Source organism: Verrucosispora sp. WMMD703, assembly GCF_049178935.1.
In the GTDB taxonomy this organism is placed as follows: domain Bacteria; phylum Actinomycetota; class Actinomycetes; order Mycobacteriales; family Micromonosporaceae; genus Micromonospora; species Micromonospora sediminimaris.
Genome location: NZ_JBMHMM010000004.1, coordinates 5,124,013 through 5,149,485, shown reverse-complemented (window position 1 = coordinate 5,149,485; position 25,473 = coordinate 5,124,013). Strand labels below are relative to the sequence as shown.

Here is a 25,473-nt window from a genome sequence, read left to right as displayed (position 1 = left end):
CGGCCCGCTGACCCGGCGTACGCTGACGACCCGTCGCTCGGCGGAGGGCGCGGTGCGTCCGGCGCTGTCAGGATGGGCGCATGGTCATCCGACGTGTGCTGGCACCGCGCATCGACTTCGGGGCGCTGCGCCGAGAACTGGGTCTGCCCGAGACCTACCCGGAGGCGGCGCAGCGGGAGGCCGACGAGGCAGCCGCCGCACCGCCCCGGCCGGCCGTCGACTGCACGGACGTCCCGCTGGTCACGATCGACCCGCCCGGCTCGCGGGATCTGGACCAGGCGATGCACCTCAGCCGCCGCGCCGACGGCGGCTACCGGGTGCGGTACGCGATAGCCGACGTCGCCGCCCATGTGCGTCCAGGCAGTGTGCTGGAGGACGAGACCTGGCGTCGAGGGCAGACGGTCTACCTTCCCGACGGCAACGTGCCGCTGCACCCGTACTCGCTCGGCGAAGGCGCGGCAAGCCTGCTGCCGGACGTCGACCGGGCAGCCGTGCTGTGGACCATCGACCTGGACGCCGACGGTGACACCAGCGCGGTGGTGGTGCAGCGCGCCCTGGTCCGCAGCCGGGCCCAGTTGGCGTACCCGCAGGTGCAGGCCGACGCCGACGCGGGTCGGCTCCCCGAACCGATCGCCCTGCTGCCCGAGATCGGTGCGCTGCTCACCGCCCGAGGACTGCGCCGGGGCGCGGTCAACCTGCCGATTCCCGAACAGGACGTGGAGGCCGACGGCGACGGTTGGCGACTCGTGCTGCGGGCGCCGGTACCGATGGAGGAGCACAACGCGCAGATCTCCCTGCTCACCGGGATGGCCGCCGCCGACCTGATGCTGGCTGGTGGGATCGGCCTGCTGCGGACGATGCCCGCGCCGAAGCCCGAGGCGGTGCAGCGGCTGCGGGCCGCCGCCGCCCCGCTGGGCGTGCACTGGCCGGACGACGTCGGCGTGGGTGAACTGCTGCTCCGGTTGGACCCGGCCCAGCCTCGGGCCGCCGCGTTCATCGACCAGGCCGCGGAGCTGATGCGTGCGGCCGCGTACACCCCGTTCGACGGCGAGCCGCCCGAGCAGCCGGCGCACGGCGGGGTCGCGGCCGCGTACGCCCATGTCACGGCGCCGCTGCGACGACTCGCCGATCGGTACGCCACGGAGATCTGCCTGGCGCTGCACGACGGCCGTGAGGTACCCGACTGGGCCCGCGCGGCGCTGCCCCGGCTGCCGTCGGTGATGGCGGCCACGGACCGCACCGCGTCCGCGGCGAGCCGAGGCGCGATCGACCTGGCCGAGGCGGTGCTGCTGGCCAACCGGGTCGGCGAGACCTTCGACGCCGCCGTGCTCGACGTCGACGCGCCGGCCAACGGCAAGGCCCGTGAGGGCCGCCCACCCGGCGGGACGGTAGCCCTCGACGACCCGCCGGTACGCGCCCGCTGTCTCGGCGAGCTGCCACTGGGCACCCGGGTCCGGGTCCGGCTGGTCGCCGCCGATCCGGCCACCCGTTCGGTCGCCTTCGAACTCGCCTGACGGGTCGGCGTCCGACCTGCGGTCGGTGCCGCATGGTCTTTTCGCGGCCGGTCCGGGGGCCGTCGCGCCCGCCGCAGCGGGCATTGTCACAGCGTGGGGCGCTGCTGCCGGGCCAGCTGATTTGCGAGGATGACGACCATGGCATACGACCCGAGCACCCTGCCCGACGTTTCCGGGCTCACCATCGGCATCATCGGTGGCACCGGCGACCAGGGCCGAGGGCTCGCCTACCGGTTCGCCCGGGCGGGCCTGACGGTGCTGATCGGTTCCCGCTCCGCGCAGCGGGCGGCCGAGTCGGCCGCTGAGATCGCCGCGTTGCCCGGGGTGCCGGCCGGTGGCAGCGTCACCGGTGCGGACAACGACGAGGTGGCCCGGCGCAGCGATGTCGTGATAATCGCGGTGCCGTGGGACGGGCACGCCGCCACGGTCGGCGCGCTCGCCGAACCGCTCGCCGGCAAGATCGTCGTGGACTGCGTCAACCCGCTCGGCTTCGACAAGCAGGGCCCGTACGCGCTGCCGGTGCCGGAGGGCAGCGCCGTCCAGCAGGCCGCCGCGCTGCTGCCCGACTCCCGGGTCTGCGCCGCGTTCAACCACGTCAGCGCTCCGCTGCTGGCCGACCCCGAGATCGACCGCATCGAGCTGGACGTGCTGATCTGCACCGAGGAGCGGGAACTGGTCGGCATCGTCGGCGCGCTCGCCGCCCACATCCCCGGCATGCGCGGCATCTACGCCGGACGGCTGCGCAACGCGCACCAGATCGAGGCGTTCACCGCCAACCTGATCGCCATCAACAAGCGCTACAAGGCGCACGCGGGCGTCCGCGTCACCGATCTCTGAACCCGTTTGCGGTCAACCGGGTCCTGGCCGCCCACCGCGCAGGTCACCAGGCGCAGCCGGATCCGTGGCAGTGAAGGCGTCAGCCGGTCGGCGTGTCCGCTACCGCAGCTGCCACGGATCCGGATCCTTCGTCAGAGCGTCCGGCGGTCAGAAGTTGACGCTGACGCCGGCCGACTTGCAGGCCGTGCTGAGGGCGGCGCCGGCCTTCTCGAATCCCGGGTTGTCGGCAGCCGTCGCCGGGTCCGTGGCGTTGGCGGCCTTGCCGGCCTCCGCGCCGAACTCCTCCAACGCGGCAACCACCTTGCTGTCGGTGGCGCCGGTGCCGGCCACCCGCGTCACCTCGTTCTGCAACCCGGACAGGATCTTCTGGAACAGCGCCGGCGACGGCTCGCTACCGGAACTCACCGCGGCGACGAGATCCTCCTTCATCTTGTCGCTGGCCTGCTTCGCCGACTCACAGAGCTGTTTGTCGCTCACCACGTCCGCCGCGTCGGCGGTCGGCGGCGCCGGGGCGGAGGTGGCGGTGGCGGACGGCACGGTGGCCGACGACGAGGCTCCGCCCGTCGGGGCCGCCTCCTCGCCACCGCAGGCGGCCAACGCCAGCAGTGAGGCGCAGGCCAGGACAGAGACATAAGCACGAACTCGATTCACGAGCGTGAACCGTAGCGGCTTTCGATGGATTTCGCTGGCCCTACCCGGCGTCCAGACGCGGCACCCACCAATCGCCGAGAATCCGGCCGAGTACCAGCAACAGCATGCTGCTCAGCAGCACGGCGACGAGGCCGAGAGCGAGACCGAGCGGACCACGGCTCCGCTGACGTGGGTTGGCGGGCGGGGAGCCGGCGCGCGCCCAGGGGTGCTCCCGGGCCAACCACCACAGGATTCCGAGCCCGAACGGTACGAGGCAGACCAACCAGAACCAGAACCACCGCGTACCCAGCACCGGGGCGGGCCCGGTCAGCAGGACACCGATGATGACCACGGCGGCGGCCAGGCCCGTCCCAGCAATGAGGTTCCCAAGTGGCTGGAGAGCGGCGCTGGGGCTGTCCAGGCCCGCGGCCTGCAGCTGTTCGGCGATGCCGATCGCACCTGGCCCCGCGTAGGACGCCTCGCGGACGCTACCGGCGATCGTGACCTGCTCGAAGTAGGTGGTGTCGGTCCACCAGACCCGACCGTCGGGCGTGCGCCACCCGAACAGCGGACCGAGAGTGCCGGACGATTCCAGGTCAGCGGTGCCGAACCACGGGGTTCGCCGGTCGGCGTCCCACCGGTCACCCCACTGGTAAGCCACCACCCGGCCGGCAGCCAGATCCGCTTCCACCTGGTCGTAGCTCTGCTGCCGAGGTGCCGTCCACCAAGCCGCTCCGGCCGCGACCAGCCACAGCGCGACGACGCCGAGCCGCAACACCGTCCACCAGCGCCAGCGCCGACCAGCCGGGATGCCATCGATCATAATCGCATCGTCGCAGCGCGCGTCCAGTCGCGACCGGCACCGATGACCGGCGTGGAGATCGATCGGAACTGTCGTACGTGTGTTCTATTGTCGGTGGCGTGTTGGAGGAGCTGGAGCGGGCAGAGGTGGCGACGCGTTCCTGCGTCGACGCCGCTGTCTGGGCCATGCCGGAGAGCGAGCTGATCGATGCCCTCGAAGCCGCGCACCGGCTGGAGCAGCGGCTCGCCGCGACGAAGCTGGCGCTGGTGCGTGAGTTGGACGGCCGTGGCGTGGCGGTGGCGCAGGGCGCGTCGTCCACCGCCGTCTGGCTCCGCGACCGGCTCCGGCTCGGCGTGCCGACGGCCCGCCGGTTGGTCGACCTCGCTGAGGCGCTTGGTCGCGAGTCCGACGAGATGAGCGCCGCACTCGCCGCCGGTCGGATCGATCTGGAGCAGGTCCGGGTCATCGCCGATGTCGCGGCCACCGTTCGAGGTGCGGCCGGCACCGAGGCGGCCGGGTCGGCTGTCGAACTCCTCCTCGACTGGGCCGGGCAGTTCGAGCCGTCCGCCCTGCGCCGACTCGGGAGCCGGATTCTCGAACACGTGGCACCCGAGGTCGCCGAGGCGGCCACCGGTAGAGCGTTGGAAGCGGAGGCGGCCCGCGCCGCGCGCGACCGGCAGGTAACCCTCTCCGACCTGCGGGATGGGCGCACCCGGCTGACTGGCAGCCTCGACGCGGAGACCGCCGCACTGTTGCGGGCCGCCATCGAGCCGCTCACCGCACCCGCCGGCCCGGACGATCCCCGTTCGCCCGGGCAACGGCGCCACGACGCCCTGGGCGACATCTGTCGGCTCGTCCTGGGCACCGGCGAGTTGCCCGGGCACGGCGCTGACCCCGCCCAGATCGTCGTCACCACCGGGTATGACACCTTCACCGGAAGCCTCGGGCCCGGCACGCTGGACAGCGGTGTCACCCTCACGCCCGCAACGGTGCGCCGGTTGGCCTGCGACGCGGCGGTCCTGCCCGCAGTGCTCGGCGGCGCAGGCCAGGTCCTCGACGTGGGTCGGCAACGTCGGCTCATCACCGGGCCGCTGCGGCGGGCCCTGGTGCTGCGAGATCGGGGCTGTGCCTTTCCGGGCTGCGACCGGCCGCCCCGCTGGTGTGAGGGCCATCATCTGCGGCACTGGGCCGACGGCGGCGTCACCAGCCTCGCCAACGCGGTGCTGCTCTGCCGCCACCATCATCGTCACGTGCACCAGCACGGCTGGCAGGTCCACCTAGCCACCGACGGTCATCCAGAGTTCATCCCGCCCGCCTGGCTCGACCCCGGTCAGCGTCCCCGTCGCAACCACCTACACCACTCGCCTGCGCCCGGGACGCCGTGGCCAGTAGACCCAGCGTCCGGTCGGTCGAAGCCGTTGACCTCGATGCCCGTCGGGGCGGGCTCGCCCACATCGGTGTCCACCGCACCGGCACAGATGGTCTCCGTTCCCGCCGGGTCGCGACTGCTGACGCAGGTGTCGGCCGGGCCACGAGCCCGCGCGGAGGTAACCCGTGCGGCGGCCAGCAGGGAGTCGCGACTGCCGGGCGGGGCGGAACGGCAGGCGGCGAGGCGTCCGTCCGGTCGACCCGTTCGCCGGACGCACCCGCCCTGACCGTCGAGCCATTGCTACGGCCATCCGTTGCGATACGCCGTCGCCTATGCATGCTCTGCTGTGACGCTTGTCGATGACCGGCAGCCGACGGACGATCCGGCCGCGCCGATGGGGTGCGGGTCGGTGGAAGGCAGCGGTCGGGCCGGGCGTGGCAGGGCGATGGCAGCTCTGGCCGCTACCGGTGGGCGGCGGCCAGAGCTGCCACGTTCGTCGCCCCGGCCGGCCCCGCATCGTCGCCCGGCGACTCCGACCATCAACTCACCCGGCGACCCCGACCGTCGCCCGGGTGAGTTGATGGTCGTGGCCGGGTCTGCCACAGCCCAACGGAGGTCAGAAGGTGTGTTCGGCGGCGGGGAACTGGCCGGAGCGGACCTCGTCGGCGAAGCGGCGGGTGGCCTCGTCGAGCGTGTCGGCCAGGGCGGCGTAGCGCTTCACGAAGCGTGGCGCCTTACCGGTACGCAGGCCGGCCATGTCCTGCCAGACGAGCACCTGGGCGTCGGTGTCCGGGCCGGCGCCGATGCCCACCGTCGGGATCGGCAGCTCGGCGGTGACCCGCTTGGCGACGTCGCCGGGCACCATTTCGAGCACCACCGCGAAGGCGCCCGCCGCAGCTACCGCCCGCGCGTCGGCCAGCACCTCGTCGGCGGTCTCGCCGCGGCCCTGCACCCGGTACCCGCCGATGGTGTGCTCACGCTGCGGGGTGAAGCCGATGTGCGCCATCACCGGAATGCCGGCCCCGACGATCGCCTCGATCTGCGCGGCGCAGCGCCGGCCGCCCTCCAGTTTCACCGCGTGGCAACCGCCCTCCTTCATGAACCGGACGGCCGTCCGCAGCGCCTGGGTCGGGCCCTCCTCGTACGAGCCGAAGGGCAGATCACCGACGACCAGGGTCTGCCGGGTGGCCCGGACAACCGCCCGTACCAGCGGCAGCAGCTCCTCGGCGGTCACCGGCAGGGTCGTCTCGTAGCCGAACACGTTGTTCGCCGCCGAGTCGCCCACCAGCAGCACCGGGATGCCGGCGGCATCGAAGATCGAGGCCGTGTACTGGTCGTACGAGGTGAGCATGGACCATTTCTCGCCGCGCTCCTTGGCGGCGAGCAGGTCGCGGGTACGGACGCGACGGGTGGCCGGGCCGCCGTAGAGAGCGGTCACCTCGGCCGGAGTGGACTCCACCACGATGTTCTCCTTCCTCGAGGCCGCGTACGCGGTCCCCGGGTTCTGCCGCGATCGTCCCACCGTGCGGGCGGTCGGCGGCAGGGCGCAGTGGAGGATGTCACTCCGGCCCGACGTCACGAGCCAGCCGCTCGTGACGCCCGGTCAGCCGTCCTCCCGCCACCGGTTGGTGATCGGCAGCCGCCGGTCCCGCCCGAACGCCTTCATCGAGATCTTCGTACCCGGCGCGGACTGGCGGCGCTTGTACTCGGCGGTATCCACCAACCGCAGCACCTTGTCCACCACGGCCGGATCGTGGCCGTCGGCGATCAGCCCCTCCCGGCCGAGGTCACCGTCGATGTAGCCGATCAGGATCGGGTCGAGCACGTCGTAGTCGGGCAGCGAGTCGCTGTCGAGCTGACCCGGGCTCAGCTCGGCGCTCGGCGGCTTGCCGATCGAGTTCTCCGGGATCGGTGGCGTCAGGCCCAGCCGGGTCGCCTCCGTGTTGCGCCACTTGGCCAGCCGCCAGACCAGGGTCTTCCACACGTCCTTGATCGGGTTGAAGCCACCGACCGAGTCGCCGTACAGGGTCGAGTAGCCGACCGCCAGCTCGCTCTTGTTGCCGGTGGTAAGCACCAGGTGGCCCTCCTGGTTCGACAACGCCATCAGGATGACGCCGCGTACCCGCGCCTGGAGGTTCTCCACCGCGACCCCGGACAGCGACATGTTCGCCAGGAAGGTGTCCACCATCGGCTGGATCGGCTCCACCCGGTAGTCCAGGCCGGTCCGCTTGGCCAGGTCGGCCGCGTCGGAGCGGCTGTGCTCCGAGGAGTGCTGGCTGGGCAGGGAGACACCGACCACCCGGTCGCCGCCGAGGGCGTCCACCGCGATGGCCGCCACCACCGCCGAGTCGATGCCGCCGGAGAGCCCGAGCACCACGGAGGGGAAGCGGTTCTTCTCGACGTAGTCCCGCAGGCCGAGCACCAGCGCCTGCCACACCTCGGCCTCGTCGGCCACCGGTTCGATGAGGCCGCCGGTGGCCGCCGGGCCCGTCGGCGAGGGCGGGATCCCGTCGACGGTACGACGCACCACCCGCAGCCCTTCGGCCAACTGCTCGCCGTCGTCGCCCGCATCGCCGGCCGCCGGCAGGTCGACGTCGTGCACGAGCAGGTGGGTGACGAACTGCGGTGCCCGGGTCAGCACCTTGCCGTCCGCCGCGACGATCATCGAGTCGCCCTCGAAGACCAATTCGTCCTGACCACCGATCATGTTGACGTACGCGATGGTGGCCCCGGCCTCGGCGGCCCGCCGCCGGACCAGCGGCAGCCGCAGGTCGTCCTTGTTCAGCTCGTACGGTGAGCCGTTGATGTTGACCACCAGGCCCACCCCGGCCCGGCGGGCGGCGGCGAACGGCCCGCCGGCCTGCCACAGGTCCTCGCAGATGGTCAGCGCCACGTTCACCCCACCGAGCCGGACCACGGTGAGCATGTCGCCGGGCACGAAGTAGCGGTCCTCGTCGAAGACGCCGTAGTTGGGCAGGTGGTGCTTGAAGTAGGTGGCGACCACCTCGCCGCGGTGCAGCAGCGCGGCGGCGTTGCGCGCTCCCCGGCCCGGCTCGGCGTCCGCGCTGACCTGCGGCGGACCGTCCGCGTCCAGATAACCCACCACGACCGGCAGGTCGCCCAGGCCGTCGGCGGCCAGATCGGCGGCGAGCCGGCCCAGCGCCGCCTGGGAGGCGGCCACGAAGGACCGCCGGAAGACCAGGTCCTCCACCGGGTAGCCGGTCAGCATCATCTCCGGGAACAGGACCAGTTGGGCACCGGAGGCGGCGGCCCGGCGGGTCCAGGCGCGGACGAGACCGGCGTTGCCGGTGAGGTCACCGACACTGGGGTTGACCTGGCACAGGGCGAGACGCAGGGTGGGCATGTCCTCATCTTGCCCCAGCGCCATGGGCTCGACACGTCGGCGTGGGGCAGTACGACCGGGCCGGACCGCCGGTCGGGACGGGACGGGACGCAACGGCCGCGGTTCGGTTAACGTCTGCGTAATCGGGTCGGTGGAGACTGGTCGGTCAGGTCGGGCAGAGTCCGACCCAAGGCGGACATAGCGTGTCGCGGAAGGTTGGGGAAGTGGACCGTCAGCAGGAGTTCGTCCTCCGTACGCTGGAAGAGCGGGACATCCGTTTCGTCCGGCTGTGGTTCACCGACGTGCTCGGCACGCTCAAGAGCGTGTCGGTCGCCCCCGCCGAACTGGAGGCCGCCTTCGAGGAGGGCATCGGGTTCGACGGCTCGGCCATCGAGGGATTCGCCCGGGTCTTCGAGTCGGACATGGTCGCCATGCCGGACCCGACCACCTTCCAGGTCTTCCCGTTCGAGGGCGGGGTCAGCGGCGAGAGCGCCCGGATGTTCTGCGACATCCTGCTGCCCGACGGCGGCCCGTCCTGGGCCGACCCCCGCCACGTGCTGCGTCGGGCGTTGTCCCGGGCGGCGGAGAAGGGCTTCACCTTCTACACCCACCCCGAGATCGAGTTCTTCCTGCTGGAGAACGGGCCGATGGACGGCACCGTGCCGGTGCCGGTGGACACCGGCGGGTACTTCGAGCACACCACCCACGCCGTGGCGCGGGACTTCCGCCGTCAGGCGGTGCTGTCGCTGGAGCGGATCGGCATCTCGGTGGAGTTCAGCCACCACGAGGTCGCCCCCGGCCAGCAGGAGATCGACCTGCGCTACGCCGACGCGCTGACCACCGCCGACAACATCATGACGTTCCGGCACGTGGTCAAGGAGGTGGCGCTCTCCACAGGCGTGCAGGCCACCTTCATGCCCAAGCCGTTCACCGACCAGCCGGGCAGCGGGATGCACACGCACCTGTCGCTGTTCGAGGGGGAACGCAACGCGTTCCACGACGCCAGCGACCCGATGAAGCTTTCCAAGGTGGCCCGGGCGTTCATCGCCGGGCTGCTGGCCCACGCCCGGGAGTACACCGCGGTCACCAACCAGTGGGTGAACTCGTACAAGCGGCTGTTCCCGCAGGCGCTGCCGGACCGGGTCACCGAGAGCCCCGCGTACGTCTGCTGGGGGCACCTGAACCGTTCCGCGCTGGTCCGGGTGCCGGCGTACGGCAAGCCCAACTCGGCCCGGGTTGAGATCCGTTCGCCCGACTCGGCCGCCAATCCGTACCTCGCCTTCGCGGTGCTGCTCGGCGCCGGGATGAAGGGCATCGAGGAGGGGTACGAGCTGCCGCCGGGCGCCGAGGACGACGTGTGGGCGCTGACCAGCGCCGAGCGGCGGGCGATGGGGTACGAACCGCTGCCGGAGAACCTGTCCGAGGCGATCGACGTGATGGCGGGTTCGGAACTTGTCGCCGAGGTGCTCGGCGAGCACGTCTTCGACTTCTTCCTGCGCAACAAGCGGGCCGAGTGGGAGCAGTACCGCCGCGAGGTCACTCCATACGAGCGCCAGCACTACCTGTCGCTGTAACCGCCGTTGCGGCGGGCCCGCCTGTCTTTGTAGTTGCTGCTCCGCACGGGCCCGTCGGCACGGGCCCGCCTCCGGGCTGTCGAGCGTTGCCCGGTGCCGCTATCGTCTCGATCACCGTGCCGGCGGCATTCGTCGGCCGGAGACTCGTGGGAGGCAGTCGGTGCTGGAGGATCTGCTCAGCGGAGCCTGGCAGAGCGTGGTGTTCGGGGTCGTCGGAGTTGGCCTGATGGCCGCCGGCTTCGTCCTGGTCGATCTGCTCACCCCGGGCAAACTGCGGGACCTGATCTGGGTACGTCGCAACGCCAACGCCGGACTGCTGCTCGCCGCGAACCAGCTCGGCGTCGCCGGCATCGTCTTCACCGCGATCCTGACCAGCTACAGCGACTTCGCCAAGGGGCTGGCCTCGACGGTGATCTTCGGGCTGATCGGTCTCGGCATCATGGCGCTGGCCTTCTTCGTGCTGGACCTGATCACGCCGGGCAAGCTCGGCGAGGTCGTCTGTTCCGACGAGCCGCACCCGGTGGCCCGGGTCAGCGCCGCCAGCCACTTCGGCGCCGCGCTGATCGTCTGCGCCTGCATCGCCTGACCACTCCCGGCCCGAGTCCGCCTGCCGGGTAGCGGCCGGGCTCGGGCCCGCCGGCGGCGCCTCGGCTCGGGCCTGCAGCGCCGCCGGCGGTCGGTCTGTCGGTGCCGGTCGCGGGTTGCGGGTTGCGGCGCCGTTGACGGTCGCCGGATGCGGCAAGTCGGGCCTTCCCGGGCTCCGGAGACCGCGACTTGCCGCATGTCGTGAGTCGGACTGGGCCCGGCCGGGCTGGCTGGGCCCGGCCCGCCCGGCCCAGTCCGGCCCAGCCGAGGTGTCACTTGCCGGCGGACTCGCCCTCGCCGCCCCGCGCGCCCGGGCCACCCCAGCCGCCGAAGACGCCGGCCTCGACGGCGGCGGTGATCGCGTCGGCCTGCTCCTGGGTCAGCTTGCCGTCCTCGACCGCCTGCGCGAGCCGTTCGGTCAGTGCCTCCTTGCGCTCCTCGGCCGACGGCGGCGTCCGCCGCTCGCCCTTACGGCCCTCGGCGGCACCGTCGCCGCCCATCCGTCCCTCACCACGCCCCGGGAATCCCCGGTGGCCCTCGCGGTCCGTCCGGCTCTCCGGCTGGTGCTGCTCGCGGAGCTTCTCCAGCGCCTCGGTCACCTTCTCGGTGGGCACGCCCAGCTCCTCGGCCAGCGCCTCGGCGAACTGCGCGTGCCGTGCGGCCCGCTGTTCCTGCCGGTCGCCCTGCGGCTCGCTGCTCGCGCTGGCGCTCGGAGTGGCCTTGTCGTCGGCGAGCGCCACGGTGGGAGCGGCGATCCCCACGCCGAGCACGCCTGCCGCGGCCAGGCCGGCCAGCAGGTGCTTCTTCGAAATCGTGCGGGACATCGTTCCTCCAACTCGTCGGTGATGCGATGACGTCACCGACAGTGACGAGCCCGGCTGGGCGCGAACCATGGCGAAGCTGTCAGCGAGCTGGCAATCCGGGCCAGAAATCCGGACGTGTCCGACAAAGAGTCAGCGGACGGCGGCGACCACGCTGAGGGTGCCGGCGTCGGCGTCGAGGGTCGCCCGGGTGCCGACCGGGACGGTGAGCTGCCCGGGGCCGTGACCGATCGGCAGACCCCCCAGCACCGGTACGCCCAGGTCGCCGAGGCGTTCGACGAGCACGTCGACCACCGTGGTGTCCCAGCCGTCGGCGCAGTCGGTGAACTGCCCCACCGCCACCCCGGCCAGCCCGTCCAGCGCGCCGGCCCGGCGGAGCTGGGTCAACATCCGGTCGACCTTGTACGGCGGTTCCTGCACGTCCTCCAACAACAGCACCGCGTCGGTCAGGTCGGGCATGTCCGGGGTGCCGAGCGAGGCCACGACCAGGCAGAGGTTGCCACCCAGCAGCCGGCCGGTGGCCCGGCCCGCGACGCGTACGCCGAAGGTCTCCTCGCCCTCGACGGCGCGTACGGTGATCGGCTCGGTGCTGGTCATCGCCGCGTGCAGGGACTCGGCCGAGGACAGCGGAGTGCGCTCGTCGCGCCAGGCCGCCCCGGGACCGTGCACCCCCGCCAACCGGGCACCCCGCCAGAGCGCCAGTTGCAGCGCGGTGATGTCGGAGAACCCGGCCACCACCTTCGGGTCACGGCGTACCGCCGCCATGTCGATCGCGTCCACCACCCGCTGCGCCCCGTACCCGCCCCGGGTGCAGATCACCCCGCGCACCTGCGGATCGGCGAACGCCGTGTTCAGGTCGGCCGCCCGCAGCGCGTCCGCCCCCGCCAGGTAGCCCTGCCGGGCGTAGGCGTTGGGCGCGAGCACCGGTCGCAGTCCCCAGCCGGTGAGCAGCTCCACGCCCCGGGCCACCCGTTCCGGGCGGGTCGGTCCGGACGGCGACACCAGCATCACCGTGTCGCCGGGGCGCAGGGCGGGTGGGCGTACGACGTCGTCGGGCGTGCTGCGGTCGGACACAGCGGCAGAGCCTACTGCGGTGGCCGGCGAAACCTTCGACGTTGCCGGACACGGCGCCGATCCCTCGCGCGGGCCGGGGCGGCCGGACCGGATAGCCTCGACGATGTGGCAACCGCGTTGGTGATCGAGAACGACCAGACCGACGACCCGCGCCGGCTGGGGGAGTGGCTGACCGAAGCCGGGCTGGAGCTGGCGGTGGTCCGCCCCCACGCGGGCGAGGCCCTCCCCACCGACCTGGACGGGTACGCCGCCCTGGTGGTGCTCGGCGGTGATCAGCAGGCCTACCCGCTGGTCGACGGGGTGCCGGCGGCCCCCTGGTTCCCGGCGGTGGAGAAGCTGCTCCGCAAGGCGGTGCGGCACCGGCTGCCGACGCTGGGTGTCTGCCTCGGTGCGCAGCTGCTCGCCACCGCCCACGCCGGCACGGTCGTGCGCAGCCCGTCCGGGCCGGAGGTCGGGCCTGCCGTGGTCGGCCGGCGTGACGCGGCCGAGTCCGACCCGCTCTTCCGGTACGTTCCGCTGATCCCCGACGTGTTGCAGTGGCACGCCGACGAGATCACCGAGCTGCCCGCCGGTGCCACCCTGCTGGCCGCCTCCACCCGCTATCCGCACCAGGCGTTCCGCCTCGGCGACCGGGCCTGGGGGTTGCAGTTCCACATCGAGTGCGACACCGCGATGATCGCCGAATGGGCCACCGACTCGGCGCTGCTGGCCGAGCTGGGCTACGACCCGCAGCTGGTGATCTCCGCCTGCGACGCGGTGATGGCCGACGTCGAGGAGGTCTGGCAGCCGTTCGCGGCGCGGTTCGCCGCGCTCGCCCTCGGCGAGCTGGACGAGGGGTCGCGACGCAGCCTGCCCCTGCTCGGGCACTGATGGGCCGGCCGACAAGCGCCACGGGCCGGCTCGCCCGCTACGGCTTCGGCGTCACCGACGACGACGCGGGCGCCCGCGCCGCCGACCTGCTCGGCCCGGACGGCCTCGACCTGTGGCGCGCGCAGACGCAGGAACCCACCGGCGAGCAGGCCCAGGAGCTGCTCACCGCGCTGTCCCGGGCCGCCGACCCGGATCTGGCGCTGCGTCAGCTGCACCGGCTGGTCGAGGCGGAACACCGCGTGACGGCTGGCCCGAACCGCACCGCCGGCCCGGGCGCGGCGGTGCGGCAGCGGGGTGCGGGGCCCGGCCGGGTCACGGCGACCCCCACCGGCCAGGGCGGCGCCACCGGGAGCGGGGATGCCGGTGGCGCCGCGGGCGAGGGTGCGACCGGCAACGGCGGCAGCGCCGGAGGTGACGGCACCGCCGGCAGTCAGGGCAGCACCGCGGCCGTCGGCGGCATCGGAGCAGGTTCGGCGCTGCTCGCCGCTCTGCACGACGACCCGGGTCTGCGTCGCCGGCTGCTCGCCGTGCTGGGTGCCTCCTCCGCGCTCGGTGACCATTTGGTGGCCAACCCCGACCAGTGGCCGGTGCTGCGTACCGAACCGGACGGCCTCGCACCGACCGCCGACGGCCGGCTCGACAGGTCCGGCGAGGGCAATCCCGTCGCGGTGCTGCGGCGAGCGTACCGGCTGGCGTTGCTGCGGGTCGCGGCGGCCGACCTGACCGGCGGGCGCGGCCTGGAACAGACCATGGCCGCGCTCTCGGCACTTGCCGACGCCACGCTGTCGGCCGCCTACCAGATCGCCGTGGCGGAGCTGCCCGAGGGCACCCGGGAACCGCGACTGAGCGTGGTCGCGATGGGCAAGTGCGGCGGCGGCGAGCTGAACTACGTCTCCGACGTCGATGTGATCTTCGTGGCGGCCGAGGACGACGACCTGACCGCCGCCACCACCGTGGCCACCCGACTGATCCACATCTGCGGGCTGGTCGCCTGGCCGGTAGACGCGGCCCTGCGCCCCGAAGGCAACCGGGGGCCGCTGGTGCGGACCCTCGCCAGCCACCTGGCCTACTACCGGCGTTGGGCCCGGACGTGGGAGTTCCAGGCGCTGCTCAAGGCCCGCCCGGCCGCCGGTGACCTGGCGCTCGGCCAGGAGTGGATCGACGCGCTGGCACCGCTGCTCTGGCAGGCGGCCGAACGCCCCGAGGCGGTCGAGGACGTCCGGGCCATGCGGCGCAAGATCATCGATCACATCCCGCCGAAGGAGCTGGAACGCGAGATCAAACGCGGCCCCGGCGGGCTGCGCGACATCGAGTTCGCGGTGCAGTTGCTGCAACTGGTGCACGGCCGGGGCGACGAGACGTTACGCGCGCCCGGCACCATCCCCGCCCTACGCGCGCTGGTCACCGGCGGTTACGTCGGCCGGGCCGACGGCGAGGCGCTGCTGCGCGGCTACCGATTCCTGCGCAGCGTCGAGCACCGGCTGCAACTCCAGGGCCTGCGGCGTACCCACACCGTGCCGACCGAGCCCGGCGCGTTGCGCTGGCTCGCCACCGCGCTCGGCTACACCGCCGGACCCGGGCGCAGCGCCGTCGAGGAGTTCCGCGCCGAGTGGGTCACCCACGCCTCGGAGGTACGCCGGCTCCACGCCAAACTGCTCTACCGGCCGCTGCTGGAGTCGGTGGCCCGGGTACCGGCCGACGGGCTGCGGCTGACCCCGCAGGCGGCCCGCAACCGCCTGGAGATCCTCGGCTTCGCCGACCCCGCCGGGGCGCTGCGTCACCTCCAGGCCCTCACCGGCGGGGTGAGCCGTACGGCCGCCATCCAACGCACCCTGCTGCCGGTGCTGCTCAGCGAGTTCGCCGACGCCCCGGAGCCGGACCGGGGCCTGCTCAACTACCGCCAGGTCTCCGACTCCCTCGGCAGCACCCCCTGGTACCTGCGGCTGCTGCGCGACTCCGGGCCGGTGGCCCGCCGGCTGGCCCGGGTGCTCTCCTCCTCCCGGTACGTCGCGGACCTGCTGACCCGCGAGCCGGAGGCGCTGCGCCTGCTGGCCGAGGAGAGCGAGCTGAGTCCGCGCCCACGGGAGGTGCTCTTCGACGGCCTCACCGCCGCCGCGGCCCGGCACAGCGATCCGGTCGAGGCGACCCGGGCGGTACGCGCGCTGCGCCGCCGCGAACTGCTCCGCCTCGCCTGCACCGACGTGCTCAGCCGGGCCGGTTCGCTGGCCCCGGCCCGTCCCGACGGCGGCCGGACCACGCCCGCCCTGTCCGACATCACGGCGGTCGGCACCGCGCTCTCCGACGTCACCGACGCGACCCTCGCCGCCGCGCTGCGGACCGCCCGGGCCGCCCAGCCGGCCATGCCGGGACTCACCTTCGCGGTGATCGGGATGGGTCGGCTCGGCGGCTACGAGTCGAACTACCTCTCCGACGCCGACGTGCTCTTCGTCTACGACCCGCCGGAGGGAGTCAGCGAGAGCGCGGCCAGTGCCGCCGCGCACGCCATCGCCGAGGAGCTACGGCGGCTGCTCGGCATGCCCGCACCCGACCCGCCGCTCGGCGTCGACGCCGACCTGCGTCCCGAGGGCCGGCAGGGTCCGCTGGTCCGTAGTCTCGCCGCCTACCAGCAGTACTACGCCCGCTGGTCGCGGGTGTGGGAGGCGCAGGCGCTGCTGCGCGCCCGCTGCGTCTGCGGCGACGCCGAACTGGGTACCCGGTTCGAGCAGATGGTCGACCCGATCCGGTACCCGGCCGACGGGCTGACCCGGGAGCAGGTCATCGAGATCCGCCGGATCAAGGTGCGGGTGGAGACCGAGCGGCTGCCCCGTGGCGCCGACCCGGCCACCCACACCAAGCTGGGCCGGGGCGGCCTGGCCGACGTGGAGTGGGCGGTGCAGCTGCTCCAACTGCGCCACGCCGGTGCGTACCCGCAGCTGCGCGGCACGCGTACCCTCGACGCGCTTGCCGCCGCTCGGGAGGCGGGCCTGGTAGATCCGGCGGACGCCGAGGCGATGACGGCCGGCTGGACGCTCGCCGCGCAGGTCCGCAACGCGCTGATGCTGGTCCGGGGCCGCGCCGGCGACCAGCTGCCCCGGCACGGCGTGGAACTGGCCGGCGTGGTCCGGCTGCTCGGCCGCGACGACCCGGGCGAATTCCTCGACGAGTACCTGCGCACCGGCCGCCGCTCCCGCGCCGCCACCGAGCGCGTCCTGGAGATGTGACGCCGGTGTCCGGGTGACCCGCCACCCGGGCCGGTCACTGATCGTGGTAGGACTGCTCGGTGCCGACCTCGACCCACGCTGCCGTCCCGGAGGGGCAGGCCGCCGAAGCTGCGCCGGGTGCCGGTGCACCCAGGGCGGCGTGCCCGGTCCTCGGCGCGCTTGTGGTGTCGCTGCTGCTGGCTGTGGCGTTTCTGCTGGCCCCGCCCATGGGCACCGACCTCTCCGCGCAGGTGGCCCGCGCGGGTTTCGCCGAGCGCAACGGTCTCGCCCCGCTGGACTTCTCCTGGTACGGCGGGGTCAACCAGTTCGGTTACAGCCTCTACACCCAGATGCTCGGCGCGCTGGTCGGGGTGCGCCCGGTCGGTGCGGTCGCGGCGGTCGTCTCCGCCGTGGCACTGGCCTGGCTGCTGGTGCTGACGGGTGCCCGCCGTCCGCTGCTCGGCGGCCTGCTGGGTGCGATCGTCCTGGTGGGGAACCTGGCCAGTGGCCGGATCACCTTCGCCGTCGGCCTGATGTGGGCGCTGCTCGCGCTCTGCCTGGTGGCGCTGCCCCGGGGGGCGCGTTGGTGGCGGCTGGCGGCGGCCGGTGCGGCGGCGGTGCTCGCGACAGCCGCCAGCCCGGTGGCCGGCCTCTTCCTCGGTCTGGCCGGCGGTGCCCTGCTGGTCCTCGACGTCTGGCGGGACCGGCGACCCGGAACCGCCGCCCTGGTCCTGTGCCTCGCGCCGCTGGTGACTGTGGCGCCGATGGCGGCGCTCTTCGGCAACGGTGGCCGGCAGCCGTTCAGCGCCGAATCACTGCGGATCAACCTCGCCCTGGCCGTGGTGGTGCTCGCGCTCGTACCGGTCCGGGCACTGCGGGTCGGTGCCGCGCTCACCGCGCTGCTCCTGGTCGCGGCCTATCACCTGCCCAGCCCGATCGGCTCGAACGCGCTGCGCCTGCCGATGCTCTTCGCCCTGCCGGTCGTCGCGGCGTACGTCGGACTGGGCCGGCGCTGGCTGGCCGCGCTGCTCGTCGCGCTGTTCTGGTGGCAGTCCCCGGTGATGACCAACGACATCGCCCGCCGGGGGTCGGCACCGGCGTACGCCGCCTTCCATGAGCCGTTGCTGGACGACCTGGAGCGGCGGGCACCGGTGGGCCGGATCGAAGTGGTGCCGCTGCGGGACCACTGGGAGAGCGCCTTCGTGGCCGCCGCCATACCACTGGTCCGGGGCTGGGAGCGGCAGGTCGACGTGGGACGTAACCCGCTCTTCTACGACGGCAGTCTCGATGCCGGGCGGTACGGCGAATGGCTGCGCCGCAACGCCGTCAGCTACGTCGCCGTCGCGCCGGACGCGGCCCTCGACCGGTACGGCCGGGACGAGGCGACGCTCGTGCTGGCCGGCCAGCCGTACCTGCGGGAGGTCGGCCGCCCCGGGCAGTGGCGCCTGTACCAGGTGCTCGACCCGGCACCACTCGTCTCTGCTCCGGCTCGGCTCGTCACCTCCGACGACGCGGGGGTGCGATTCACCGTCGACGCCCCCACCGATGTGCTCGTCCGGGTCCGTTGGTCCCGTTGGCTGGCACTGTCGGCGGGAGACGGGTGCCTGAGCGCCGACCCGGACGAATGGGTCATCGTACGGGCCCGAACTGCGGGAACCTTCGAGATCACGAGCAGCCTGCGGCCCTCCGGCCACTGCCCGCCCGGCTGACGGCGGGCGCTCGACGGCTGGGCTGGGCGGCCGCCGGTGCGTTGGTTGCCGGTGGGCGCGGGCGGGGGCCGGGCAGGGGCGGCGCGCGTCCGCCGCGCGATGCCCACCTCCGCAGCGGGCACACGGTACTGGCAGCATGTCGGACGTGCCCCATCACCTCGTGCGCTGGACCGGACTGGCTGGATCGATCATGCTCGCCGTGGCGGCGTTCCTCGGCGGTGCGCTGCCCGACGGTGATCTGCGACCCAACCCGGTCAAGATCTGGTTGGGCCCGAACGGGCCGCTGATCATCGGGCTGTGGCTGTTCGGCACCGCAGCCATGGCGGTGGCCTGGTGGACGCTGCGGGACCGGGTGCCGTCGGCCCGGTGGGCCCTGGTCACCGCCGGGCTGTGGGCGCTGCCGTTCCTGTTCACGCCGCCGCTGGGCAGCCGGGACGCCTACGCGTACGCCTGCCAGGGGGCGAGCTACGCCAATGGCATCAGCCCGTACGAGTACGGCGTGTCCACGCTGCCCTGTCCGTGGCTGGACACCATGTCGTACATCTGGCGGGACACCCCGGCGCCGTACGGGCCACTGTTCGTGGTGCTCTCCGGCGCGGTGGTCGCGGCGACCGGTTCCCTGATCGGCAGCATCGCGCTGTTCCGGGTGCTTGCGGTGGCCGGCGTCGTGCTCACGGCGGCCTGCCTGCCGGTGCTGGCCCGCCGCAGCGGCGTGCCGACCGGCCGGGCCCTCTGGCTCGCCCTGGCCAGTCCGCTGGTCGGGGTGCACCTGATCTCCGGCGTACACAACGACGCGCTGATGGTCGGGCTGATGGTGGCCGGGCTGGCCGTGGTGGTCAGTCGCCCCGGGCGGCCCTGGCCGCTGCTGGCCGGCGGCGTCGTGCTCGGCCTGGCCGCCGGCATCAAGGTGACCGCGCTGGTGGTGGTGCCGTTCGCGGCGCTCGCCGCGATCACCGGCGGCTTCTCGCTGCGCGCGCTGCTGCGCCACGGTACGCCGGTGGTCGGCGGTGCCGTGGCCACGCTGTTCGGCGTGACCCTCGCCGCCGGGCTGGACCTCGGTTGGATCACCGGGCTGTCGCACGGCAACGAGGTGGTCGCCTGGACCTCGCCGCCCACCGCCGTCGGGCAGACCGTCGGTTACCTGGTGCTGCCGTTCGGCCTGCACATCGACGCGTTGCCGGTGACCCGGAGCATCGCGGTACTGGTGCTGGCGGCGTTGCTGGTGTGGCTGTGGTTCCGGGCCCGCCACCGGGAACCACTCTGGCACGCCGCGCTGGCGTTGACCGCGACGGTGGCGCTCGCCCCGCTGTTCCACCCCTGGTACTGGTTCTGGCCGCTGGCGCTGCTCGCCGCCACCGCGCAGCGCACCTGGTGGTTCAGCGCGGTGACGGTGTACGCCGCGTTCCTGGTGCTGGCCGACGGCACCGGCCTGCCCCGGTACACCAAGACGGTAGGTGCGCCGCTGATGACGCTGTTCGTGATCGTGGTGACGGTCCGCTTGGTACGGTCGGCGAAGGAGGCCCGGACGGCGGCCCGTCAACCGGTGCCTGCCGATTAGGGCGGGCCTTCCAGGAGGGGACCCACTGGGCCAGTTCCGGCGAGGCGTCCCTGGACCCCGCACCTGAGGAGAGGTACCGCCGGTGAACGATCCCGGCGCCCGTCCCCATCCCGAGCCCCGCTCCGCGTCCGGCGACCGTAGTGCTCCGGATCTCCGGCGCGATCCGGGTCCCGGGCGCGATCGGGGACTGGGGCGGGCTCCCGATGCCCGGGCGGTGGGCACGCGGGACCGGGTCGCCCGGTACACCGGACTGGTGGGGGCACTGCTCCTGGCGGTCGTCGGGTACCTCGGCGGCGCGCTGTCCGATGCCAGCACCGCCCCCGACGGCGGACCGCTGACCGTCACGTTGTGGCTGCTCGGCACGACCGCCATGGTGGGCGCCTGGTGGGCGCTGCGCGACGGTGCGCCGTCGACCAGGTGGGCGTACGTCACCGCTGGGTGGTGGACGCTGCCGCTGCTGGTCACCGCCCCGCTGGGCAGCCGGGACGTCTATTCGTACGCCTGCCAGGGCTGGATCTACGCCGACGGTGGTGATCCGTACGCCGTCGGCGTGGCTGCGGCCGGCTGCCCCTGGGCCGAGGCGGTCGCGCCGGTCTGGCGGGACACCCCGGCCCCGTACGGGCCGTTCTTCGTGCTGCTCGCCGCGCTGGCCGTGGTGCTCGGCGGTGGGCTGGTCGGCACGGTGCTGCTGCTGCGGACGCTGGCGCTCGCGGGCGTGCTGGCGGCAGCGGCCTGCCTGCCCGGCCTGGCCCGGGCAGCCGGCGTGCCACCTCGGCGGGCGACCTGGCTGCTGCTGGCCTGCCCACTTGTCGGCGTGCACCTGGTGGCCGGGGCGCACAACGACGCGGTGATGCTCGGCCTGCTCCTGCCCGCCCTACTGGTCCTCGTGCACCGTCCGGGCCGGCTCGGATCGCTGCGGCCGGTCGGTGTGCTCGTGGTCGCCGGGGTGCTGCTCGGTCTGGCGGTGTCGGTGAAGGCGACCGCCGTGGTGGTGCTGCCGTTCGCGGCGCTGGTCACCGTGCGGGGCCGGCCCGTCGTGCGGACGCTGCTGCGCGACGGTGGCGTGCTGGCCGTTGGGGCGGTCGGCGGGCTGCTGGCTCTCTCGCGGCTGGCCGGTCTCGGGCTCGGCTGGCTCGGTGGGCTGGGCCGCAGCGGCGACACCGTGCAGTGGACCTCGCCGCCGACCGCCGTCGGCATGCTCGTCGACTACGTCGGTGAACTCTTCGGCCGTCACCCCGACGCGGTCCCGGTAACCCGCACAGCCGCCCTGCTTCTCCTGACCGCCCTGCTCCCCCTCCTCTGGCTCCGCACCCTCTCCACCCTCCACCCCCCACCGAAACCCCACCCCAAAGCGTTGATCAAGAGGTTTTTGCCGCAGCAAGCGCTCATCGAAGGCAAGAACCTCTTGATCAACCCGGTCGGGGGTGCGGGGGTGGGGTTGGTGGCCACTGTGGTGCTCGCGCCGGTGTTTCATCCCTGGTACGCCACCTGGCCGCTGGCGTTGCTCGCGGTGGCGGCGACCCGGACCGCCTGGTTCGTGGTGCCGTGCGCGCTGGCCTCGTTCCTCGCTCTGCCGGACGGCACCAATGTGGCCCGGCTGACCAAGGCTCCGGGCGCGATTGCGATGACGGCACTGGTCCTGGCCACGGTCCTCTGGTCTCTGTCCCGCCGCCGACCCTGGCGATCAACCCCACCCTGATCGACGGCGCTCCGCCCGTCTGCCCCTGCTCAGGCGCGCGGTTGCGCGGTTGCGCGGCCGGAGCGTGGCAGCAAAAGCTGTTCGACACGCCGGTGTGAAAGCACCTGCACTGCCACAGCCGCCGGGCGCTCCGTGCGCGGTCAAGCGGTGGCGGCGGGGCCGGTCAGCGGCGGGCGCCACAGGTGGGACAGGGCTCGCTGGGACTGTTGCCGCCGATGCGACGGCGCAGGGCTACGGCAGCCGGCAGCACGGCCGGCCCGAGCAACCCGACGGTGAGAGCGGCACCGACAAGCGTCGGATAGGTCGGACGCGGAGCGCCGCCGAGGCCGTCCACCGCCCCGGCCAGGATGTGCACGCTGAGTAGACCGATTGGGGTGAGCAGGGCGACCACCGCCCAGCCGCCCCGCGAGTCCCGCCGCATGGCCAACCCGACGGCGAGCAGCAGCACGACCCCCAACAGAGCCGCCCCGGTCGCTGGTAGCAACTGTTCGGCGCTCCACCGATAGGCGTCCCAGTAGTAGGCATGCCCGAACACGTAGCCAGCCGTCGCTGCCACGATCGGCAGGGCCCGAGCCGGCAGCGGCAGGTGGCTGTCGACGGCAAGCGCCAGCACGCCGAGGGCGACCTGTGGCACCAGCACCAGCAGCGGCGGCCGAGGCAGGCCGGCGATCGGACTGATCGAGAGAACCGCCACGGTGGCCAGCACCCCCACCGCGATGGCCACCCGGGTCGGTCGACCCGGTGCCACCAGGGCGAGGAACGTCGCCACCAGCCACGCCAGCCACGCCACGATGCCGGTCGACGTGAACGGGCCGAACACCGGCACACCCGCCTCGGTGGGTGGCGGGGTCTGCTCGACGAGCGTCCAGAAGCCGGCCAGGAAGGCGGCGGTGGTCAGCGCGAGCAGTGCCGCGAGGCGTACCCCGGGAATCAGGTCGGTGGCGCCGGCGGCCCGCAGCCGCTGGCGGAGGCCACCGCGCACCAGGTCGGCGGCGTCCGCGACGGAGGGCCAGCGCCGTCGCGGGTCCGCCAGGTCGAGGTACGTCCCGACGATCTCGTCGCCGCGGTCGTGGCGGTAGTCCGTCGGGTACGCCCGCAGCAGGTGCCGGTATCGGCGCTCCAGCGTGCTCATGCCGGCCCTCCGCTTCGCTGCGGGCCGGCATGAGGCACCAGCGCACTGCGTTGATGATTCGCTCGCTGACGCTCGCTCATGCCGGCCCTCCGCTTCGCTGCGGGCCGGCATGAGGCACCAGCGCACTGCGTTGATGATTCGCTCGCTGACGCTCGCTCATGCCAGACCTCCGGCGGTACGCGGGGCGAGTGGACGCGCCGCCCGGGCGCGCAGTCGGGCGGTGGCGGCCTCGACATTGCGGCGCAGCCGTTCGGTCTCGGCGGCCAGCGTGGCGTCACCGGTGGGGGAGAGGCGGTAGTAGCGGCGTAACCGTCCGTCAACGGTCTCCTCCCGGTCGAGTTCGACCAGGCCGGCGTCGGTGAGTCGGTCCAACGCGCCGTAGAGGGTGCCGGGGCGCAGCGACAGTCGCCCGTCGGAGAGGGCCGCGACCTCGCCGATGATCGCGTAGCCGTGCATCGGCTCGCGGGCGAGCGCGGTCAGGATGAGGAAGGTGGGTTCGCGTAGCGGAGTGTCCACTCCCTCAATATATCGGACGCGAAGGTATTGGGTTTGCCGAAACGCCGCGGGCCGGCTCCGCGTGGTGCGGAGCCGGCCCGGATGGCGCTGAGTGAGATCAGCAGTCGAAGTACATCGCGAACTCGTGCGGGGTCGGGCGCAGACGCACCGGGTCGACCTCGTTGGCCCGCTTCCAGTCGATCCAGGTGGAGATCAGGTCGGGGGTGAAGACGCCACCGTCGAGCAGGTAGTCGTGGTCGGCCTCAAGCGAGTCCAGCACGGCCGGCAGGGAGCCCGGCACCTGCTTGACGTCGCCCCACTCCTCCGGCGGGAGGTCGTAGAGGTCCTTGTCGATCGGCGCCGGCGGCTCGATCTTGCTCTTGATGCCGTCCAGGCCGGCCATCAGCATCGCCGAGAAGGCGAGGTAGACGTTTGCCGACGGGTCCGGCACCCGGAACTCGACCCGCTTGGCCTTCGGGTTGCTGCCGGTGACCGGGATACGGGTGCAGGCGGAGCGGTTGCGCTGCGAGTAGACCAGGTTGACCGGCGCCTCGAAGCCCGGGACCAGACGACGGTACGAGTTGACCGTCGGGTTGGTGAAGGCCAGCAGCGACGGCGCGTGGTGCAGCAGACCGCCGATGTACCAGCGGGCGGTGTCGGACAGGCCGGCGTAGCCGGTCTCGTCGTAGAACAGCGGCTCGCCGCCCAGCCAGAGGCTCTGGTGGGTGTGCATGCCGGAGCCGTTGTCGCCGAAGAGCGGCTTCGGCATGAAGGTGGCGGTCTTGCCGGCGGCCCAGGCGGTGTTCTTCACGATGTACTTGAAGAGCTGGAGCTGGTCACCGGCGTGCAGCAGGGTGGAGAACTTGTAGTTGATCTCCGCCTGGCCGGCGGTGCCGACCTCGTGGTGCGAGCGCTCCACGGTGAAGCCGGTGTCGATCAGCCGGCGGACGATCTGGTCACGCAGGTCGGCGTAGTGGTCGACCGGCGGCACCGGGAAGTAACCACCCTTGTACGCGGTCTTGTAGCCGCGGTTGCCGCCCTCCTCCTCACGGCCGGTGTTCCAGGCGCCCTCGATCGAGTCGATGTAGTAGTACGCCTGGTGCGCGGAGGTCTCGTGGCGGATGGAGTCGAAGATGTAGAACTCCGCCTCCGGACCGAAGTAGGCGGTGTCGGCGATGCCGCTGGCGGCCAGGAAGGCCTCGGCCTTCTTCGCCACGTTACGCGGGTCACGCGAGTACGCCTCGCGGGTGAACGGGTCGTGGATGAAGAAGTTCAGCGCGAGGGTCTTCTGCGCGCGGAACGGGTCGATGAAAGCGGTGGCGACGTCCGGGAGCAGGAGCATGTCCGACTCGTGGATCGCCTGGAAGCCGCGGATCGACGACCCGTCGAAAGCGAGACCGTTGGTGAAGAAGTCGTCGTCGACGGACTCCACCGGCAGGTTGAAGTGCTGCATGACGCCGGGCAGGTCACAGAAACGAACGTCGACGAACTTCACGTCCTCGTTCTTGAGGTAACGCAGGAGTTCCTCGGGATTGGCGAACACTCGTCCTCCTGGCACGTCCACGGATAGCTAGGCTCCTGGCGACGCTATGGCCGTGCGGTTGCCCGGCCATGTCTCCAGTGTTTCCGCCGTGTTACGTCCCTCGCGTTGGGTCACACCCGAGTGCCTGACCCGGACACCTCAACCCGAGGAACGGGTCCGGCTGTGCCAGTGTAGTGAAGCTTGATGAGATTGGTCCTTTTTGGCGTTCCGCGTCGGCGCGCCCGGCACCGGTCCGGCTCCTGCCCGGCACCGGTCCGGCTCCCGCCTGGCGCCGGGCCTGCGCGGGGCCGGCTGCCGCGCTGGCTAGGCTCATGCAGGTGACCACCCAGCCGAGCCCCTCGCCACCCCCCGCCGCGGATCCCGACTTCGTCCCGGCCGACCTGGGCCGCCGGTTCGGGGCTCTGGTCATCGACTGGATTCTCTGCCTGCTCGCGTCGGGCCTGTTCGCCAGCCCCACCCGGGACGCCTGGGCGCCCGTGCTGGTGCTGATCCTGCTGTACGGCGTTTTCCTGGGCCTGTTCGCCCAGACCCCCGGCATGTACCTGACCCGGATCCGGTGCGTCGACTGGACCGACGGCGGCCGGATCGGCCTGCTCCGGGCACTGCTGCGGGGTGTGCTGCTGGCCCTGGTCGTCCCGGCCCTCCTGATGGATCAGCACCGGCGCGGCCTGCACGACCGCCTAACCGGCTCGGTCGTCACCCCCGTACCGCGCTGACC

General features: G+C 72.7%; 20 protein-coding genes. 11 read left to right on the top strand and 9 right to left on the bottom strand.

What is annotated here, in order from left to right; all coding sequences use genetic code 11:
- Positions 1-80 precede the first annotated feature (80 nt).
- Positions 81-1,514, top strand: coding sequence for an RNB domain-containing ribonuclease (locus ACN26Z_RS23820; protein WP_093401269.1), 1,434 nt, complete (start codon positions 81-83; stop codon positions 1,512-1,514).
- Positions 1,515-1,652: 138 nt separating this feature from the next.
- The gene (gene npdG / locus ACN26Z_RS23815; RefSeq protein WP_204013856.1) at positions 1,653-2,351 is read left to right on the top strand and encodes an NADPH-dependent F420 reductase; all 699 of its coding nucleotides are present in this window, start codon (positions 1,653-1,655) and stop codon (positions 2,349-2,351) included.
- 147 nt (positions 2,352-2,498) lie between these two features.
- Here npdG and ACN26Z_RS23810 read toward each other — a convergent pair whose 3' ends face one another.
- Positions 2,499-3,002, bottom strand: a complete 504-nt coding sequence (locus tag ACN26Z_RS23810) for a hypothetical protein (protein WP_139233054.1) — start codon at positions 3,000-3,002, stop codon at positions 2,499-2,501.
- A 40-nt stretch (positions 3,003-3,042) separates the two neighbouring features.
- Positions 3,043-3,804 (bottom strand): hypothetical protein, encoded by a 762-nt coding sequence (locus ACN26Z_RS23805; RefSeq protein WP_421463484.1) that lies wholly within the window; start codon positions 3,802-3,804, stop codon positions 3,043-3,045.
- A gap of 98 nt (positions 3,805-3,902) precedes the next feature.
- Here ACN26Z_RS23805 and ACN26Z_RS23800 point away from each other — a divergent pair, with 98 nt between their 5' ends.
- Positions 3,903-5,438, top strand: coding sequence for a DUF222 domain-containing protein (locus tag ACN26Z_RS23800; protein WP_421463483.1), 1,536 nt, complete (start codon positions 3,903-3,905; stop codon positions 5,436-5,438).
- A gap of 330 nt (positions 5,439-5,768) precedes the next feature.
- On the opposite strand, the gene panB is transcribed toward ACN26Z_RS23800, so the two are convergent.
- Positions 5,769-6,614 carry a 3-methyl-2-oxobutanoate hydroxymethyltransferase gene (gene panB / locus ACN26Z_RS23795; RefSeq protein WP_282237331.1) on the bottom strand — a complete coding sequence of 282 codons (846 nt, stop codon included), beginning with the start codon at positions 6,612-6,614 and terminating at the stop codon, positions 5,769-5,771.
- 141 nt (positions 6,615-6,755) lie between these two features.
- On the bottom strand, positions 6,756-8,516 hold the full coding sequence (locus ACN26Z_RS23790; protein WP_421463482.1) for an NAD+ synthase: 1,761 nt from the start codon (positions 8,514-8,516) through the stop codon (positions 6,756-6,758).
- Positions 8,517-8,719: 203 nt separating this feature from the next.
- Here ACN26Z_RS23790 and glnA (ACN26Z_RS23785) point away from each other — a divergent pair, with 203 nt between their 5' ends.
- Positions 8,720-10,069 carry a type I glutamate--ammonia ligase gene (gene glnA, locus ACN26Z_RS23785; RefSeq protein WP_093401577.1) on the top strand — a complete coding sequence of 450 codons (1,350 nt, stop codon included), beginning with the start codon at positions 8,720-8,722 and terminating at the stop codon, positions 10,067-10,069.
- A gap of 160 nt (positions 10,070-10,229) precedes the next feature.
- A complete protein-coding gene (locus ACN26Z_RS23780; RefSeq protein ID WP_093401266.1) occupies positions 10,230-10,655 on the top strand; it encodes a DUF350 domain-containing protein in 426 nt (141 codons plus the stop codon).
- Positions 10,656-10,926: 271 nt separating this feature from the next.
- Here the strand turns inward: ACN26Z_RS23780 and ACN26Z_RS23775 are convergent, their stop codons facing one another.
- Complete coding sequence (locus tag ACN26Z_RS23775; protein ID WP_282237333.1) at positions 10,927-11,478, bottom strand: hypothetical protein; 552 nt, start codon at positions 11,476-11,478, stop codon at positions 10,927-10,929.
- A 129-nt stretch (positions 11,479-11,607) separates the two neighbouring features.
- Entirely contained in the window at positions 11,608-12,483 is an 876-nt protein-coding gene (locus ACN26Z_RS23770) for a S66 peptidase family protein (protein ID WP_421464705.1), read from the bottom strand.
- Between the two features lie 171 nt (positions 12,484-12,654).
- On the opposite strand from ACN26Z_RS23770, the gene ACN26Z_RS23765 reads away from it, so the two are divergent.
- The 5 genes from ACN26Z_RS23765 (at position 12,655) to mptB (ACN26Z_RS23745) (ending at position 21,585) form a co-directional block, all read left to right on the top strand.
- Positions 12,655-13,419, top strand: coding sequence for a type 1 glutamine amidotransferase (locus ACN26Z_RS23765; RefSeq protein ID WP_421463481.1), 765 nt, complete (start codon positions 12,655-12,657; stop codon positions 13,417-13,419).
- Positions 13,419-16,640: a bifunctional [glutamine synthetase] adenylyltransferase/[glutamine synthetase]-adenylyl-L-tyrosine phosphorylase gene (locus tag ACN26Z_RS23760; protein WP_421463480.1), complete on the top strand. Its 3,222-nt coding sequence runs from the start codon at positions 13,419-13,421 to the stop codon at positions 16,638-16,640. The genes ACN26Z_RS23765 and ACN26Z_RS23760 overlap by 1 nt, the downstream gene beginning before the upstream one ends.
- Before the next feature lie 59 nt (positions 16,641-16,699).
- The gene (locus ACN26Z_RS23755) at positions 16,700-18,328 is read left to right on the top strand and encodes a hypothetical protein (RefSeq protein ID WP_421463479.1); all 1,629 of its coding nucleotides are present in this window, start codon (positions 16,700-16,702) and stop codon (positions 18,326-18,328) included.
- A 145-nt stretch (positions 18,329-18,473) separates the two neighbouring features.
- The gene (mptB, locus tag ACN26Z_RS23750) at positions 18,474-19,886 is read left to right on the top strand and encodes a polyprenol phosphomannose-dependent alpha 1,6 mannosyltransferase MptB (RefSeq protein ID WP_421463478.1); all 1,413 of its coding nucleotides are present in this window, start codon (positions 18,474-18,476) and stop codon (positions 19,884-19,886) included.
- Between the two features lie 214 nt (positions 19,887-20,100).
- A complete protein-coding gene (gene mptB, locus ACN26Z_RS23745) occupies positions 20,101-21,585 on the top strand; it encodes a polyprenol phosphomannose-dependent alpha 1,6 mannosyltransferase MptB (RefSeq protein WP_421463477.1) in 1,485 nt (494 codons plus the stop codon).
- Positions 21,586-21,748: 163 nt separating this feature from the next.
- Here mptB (ACN26Z_RS23745) and ACN26Z_RS23740 read toward each other — a convergent pair whose 3' ends face one another.
- From ACN26Z_RS23740 to glnA (ACN26Z_RS23730), 3 genes are all read right to left on the bottom strand, one after another.
- Positions 21,749-22,717, bottom strand: coding sequence for a hypothetical protein (locus ACN26Z_RS23740; RefSeq protein ID WP_421463476.1), 969 nt, complete (start codon positions 22,715-22,717; stop codon positions 21,749-21,751).
- 156 nt (positions 22,718-22,873) lie between these two features.
- Positions 22,874-23,233 carry a PadR family transcriptional regulator gene (locus ACN26Z_RS23735; RefSeq protein WP_093401258.1) on the bottom strand — a complete coding sequence of 120 codons (360 nt, stop codon included), beginning with the start codon at positions 23,231-23,233 and terminating at the stop codon, positions 22,874-22,876.
- Between the two features lie 97 nt (positions 23,234-23,330).
- The gene (glnA, locus tag ACN26Z_RS23730) at positions 23,331-24,755 is read right to left on the bottom strand and encodes a type I glutamate--ammonia ligase (RefSeq protein WP_093401257.1); all 1,425 of its coding nucleotides are present in this window, start codon (positions 24,753-24,755) and stop codon (positions 23,331-23,333) included.
- A gap of 311 nt (positions 24,756-25,066) precedes the next feature.
- Between glnA (ACN26Z_RS23730) and ACN26Z_RS23725 the strand changes: the two genes are divergently transcribed.
- Positions 25,067-25,471 carry an RDD family protein gene (locus ACN26Z_RS23725; protein WP_093401256.1) on the top strand — a complete coding sequence of 135 codons (405 nt, stop codon included), beginning with the start codon at positions 25,067-25,069 and terminating at the stop codon, positions 25,469-25,471.
- Positions 25,472-25,473 lie beyond the last annotated feature (2 nt).

Coding starts and splice junctions, on each gene's coding strand:
- ACN26Z_RS23820 (WP_093401269.1), top strand. CDS start 81: ATGGTCATCCGACGTGTGCTGGCACCGCGCATCGACTTCGGGGCGCTG.
- npdG (WP_204013856.1), top strand. CDS start 1,653: ATGGCATACGACCCGAGCACCCTGCCCGACGTTTCCGGGCTCACCATC.
- ACN26Z_RS23805 (WP_421463484.1), bottom strand. CDS start 3,804: ATGATCGATGGCATCCCGGCTGGTCGGCGCTGGCGCTGGTGGACGGTG.
- ACN26Z_RS23790 (WP_421463482.1), bottom strand. CDS start 8,516: ATGCCCACCCTGCGTCTCGCCCTGTGCCAGGTCAACCCCAGTGTCGGT.
- ACN26Z_RS23775 (WP_282237333.1), bottom strand. CDS start 11,478: ATGTCCCGCACGATTTCGAAGAAGCACCTGCTGGCCGGCCTGGCCGCG.
- ACN26Z_RS23770 (WP_421464705.1), bottom strand. CDS start 12,483: ATGCTGGTGTCGCCGTCCGGACCGACCCGCCCGGAACGGGTGGCCCGG.
- ACN26Z_RS23760 (WP_421463480.1), top strand. CDS start 13,419: ATGGGCCGGCCGACAAGCGCCACGGGCCGGCTCGCCCGCTACGGCTTC.
- ACN26Z_RS23740 (WP_421463476.1), bottom strand. CDS start 22,717: ATGAGCACGCTGGAGCGCCGATACCGGCACCTGCTGCGGGCGTACCCG.
- ACN26Z_RS23725 (WP_093401256.1), top strand. CDS start 25,067: ATGCAGGTGACCACCCAGCCGAGCCCCTCGCCACCCCCCGCCGCGGAT.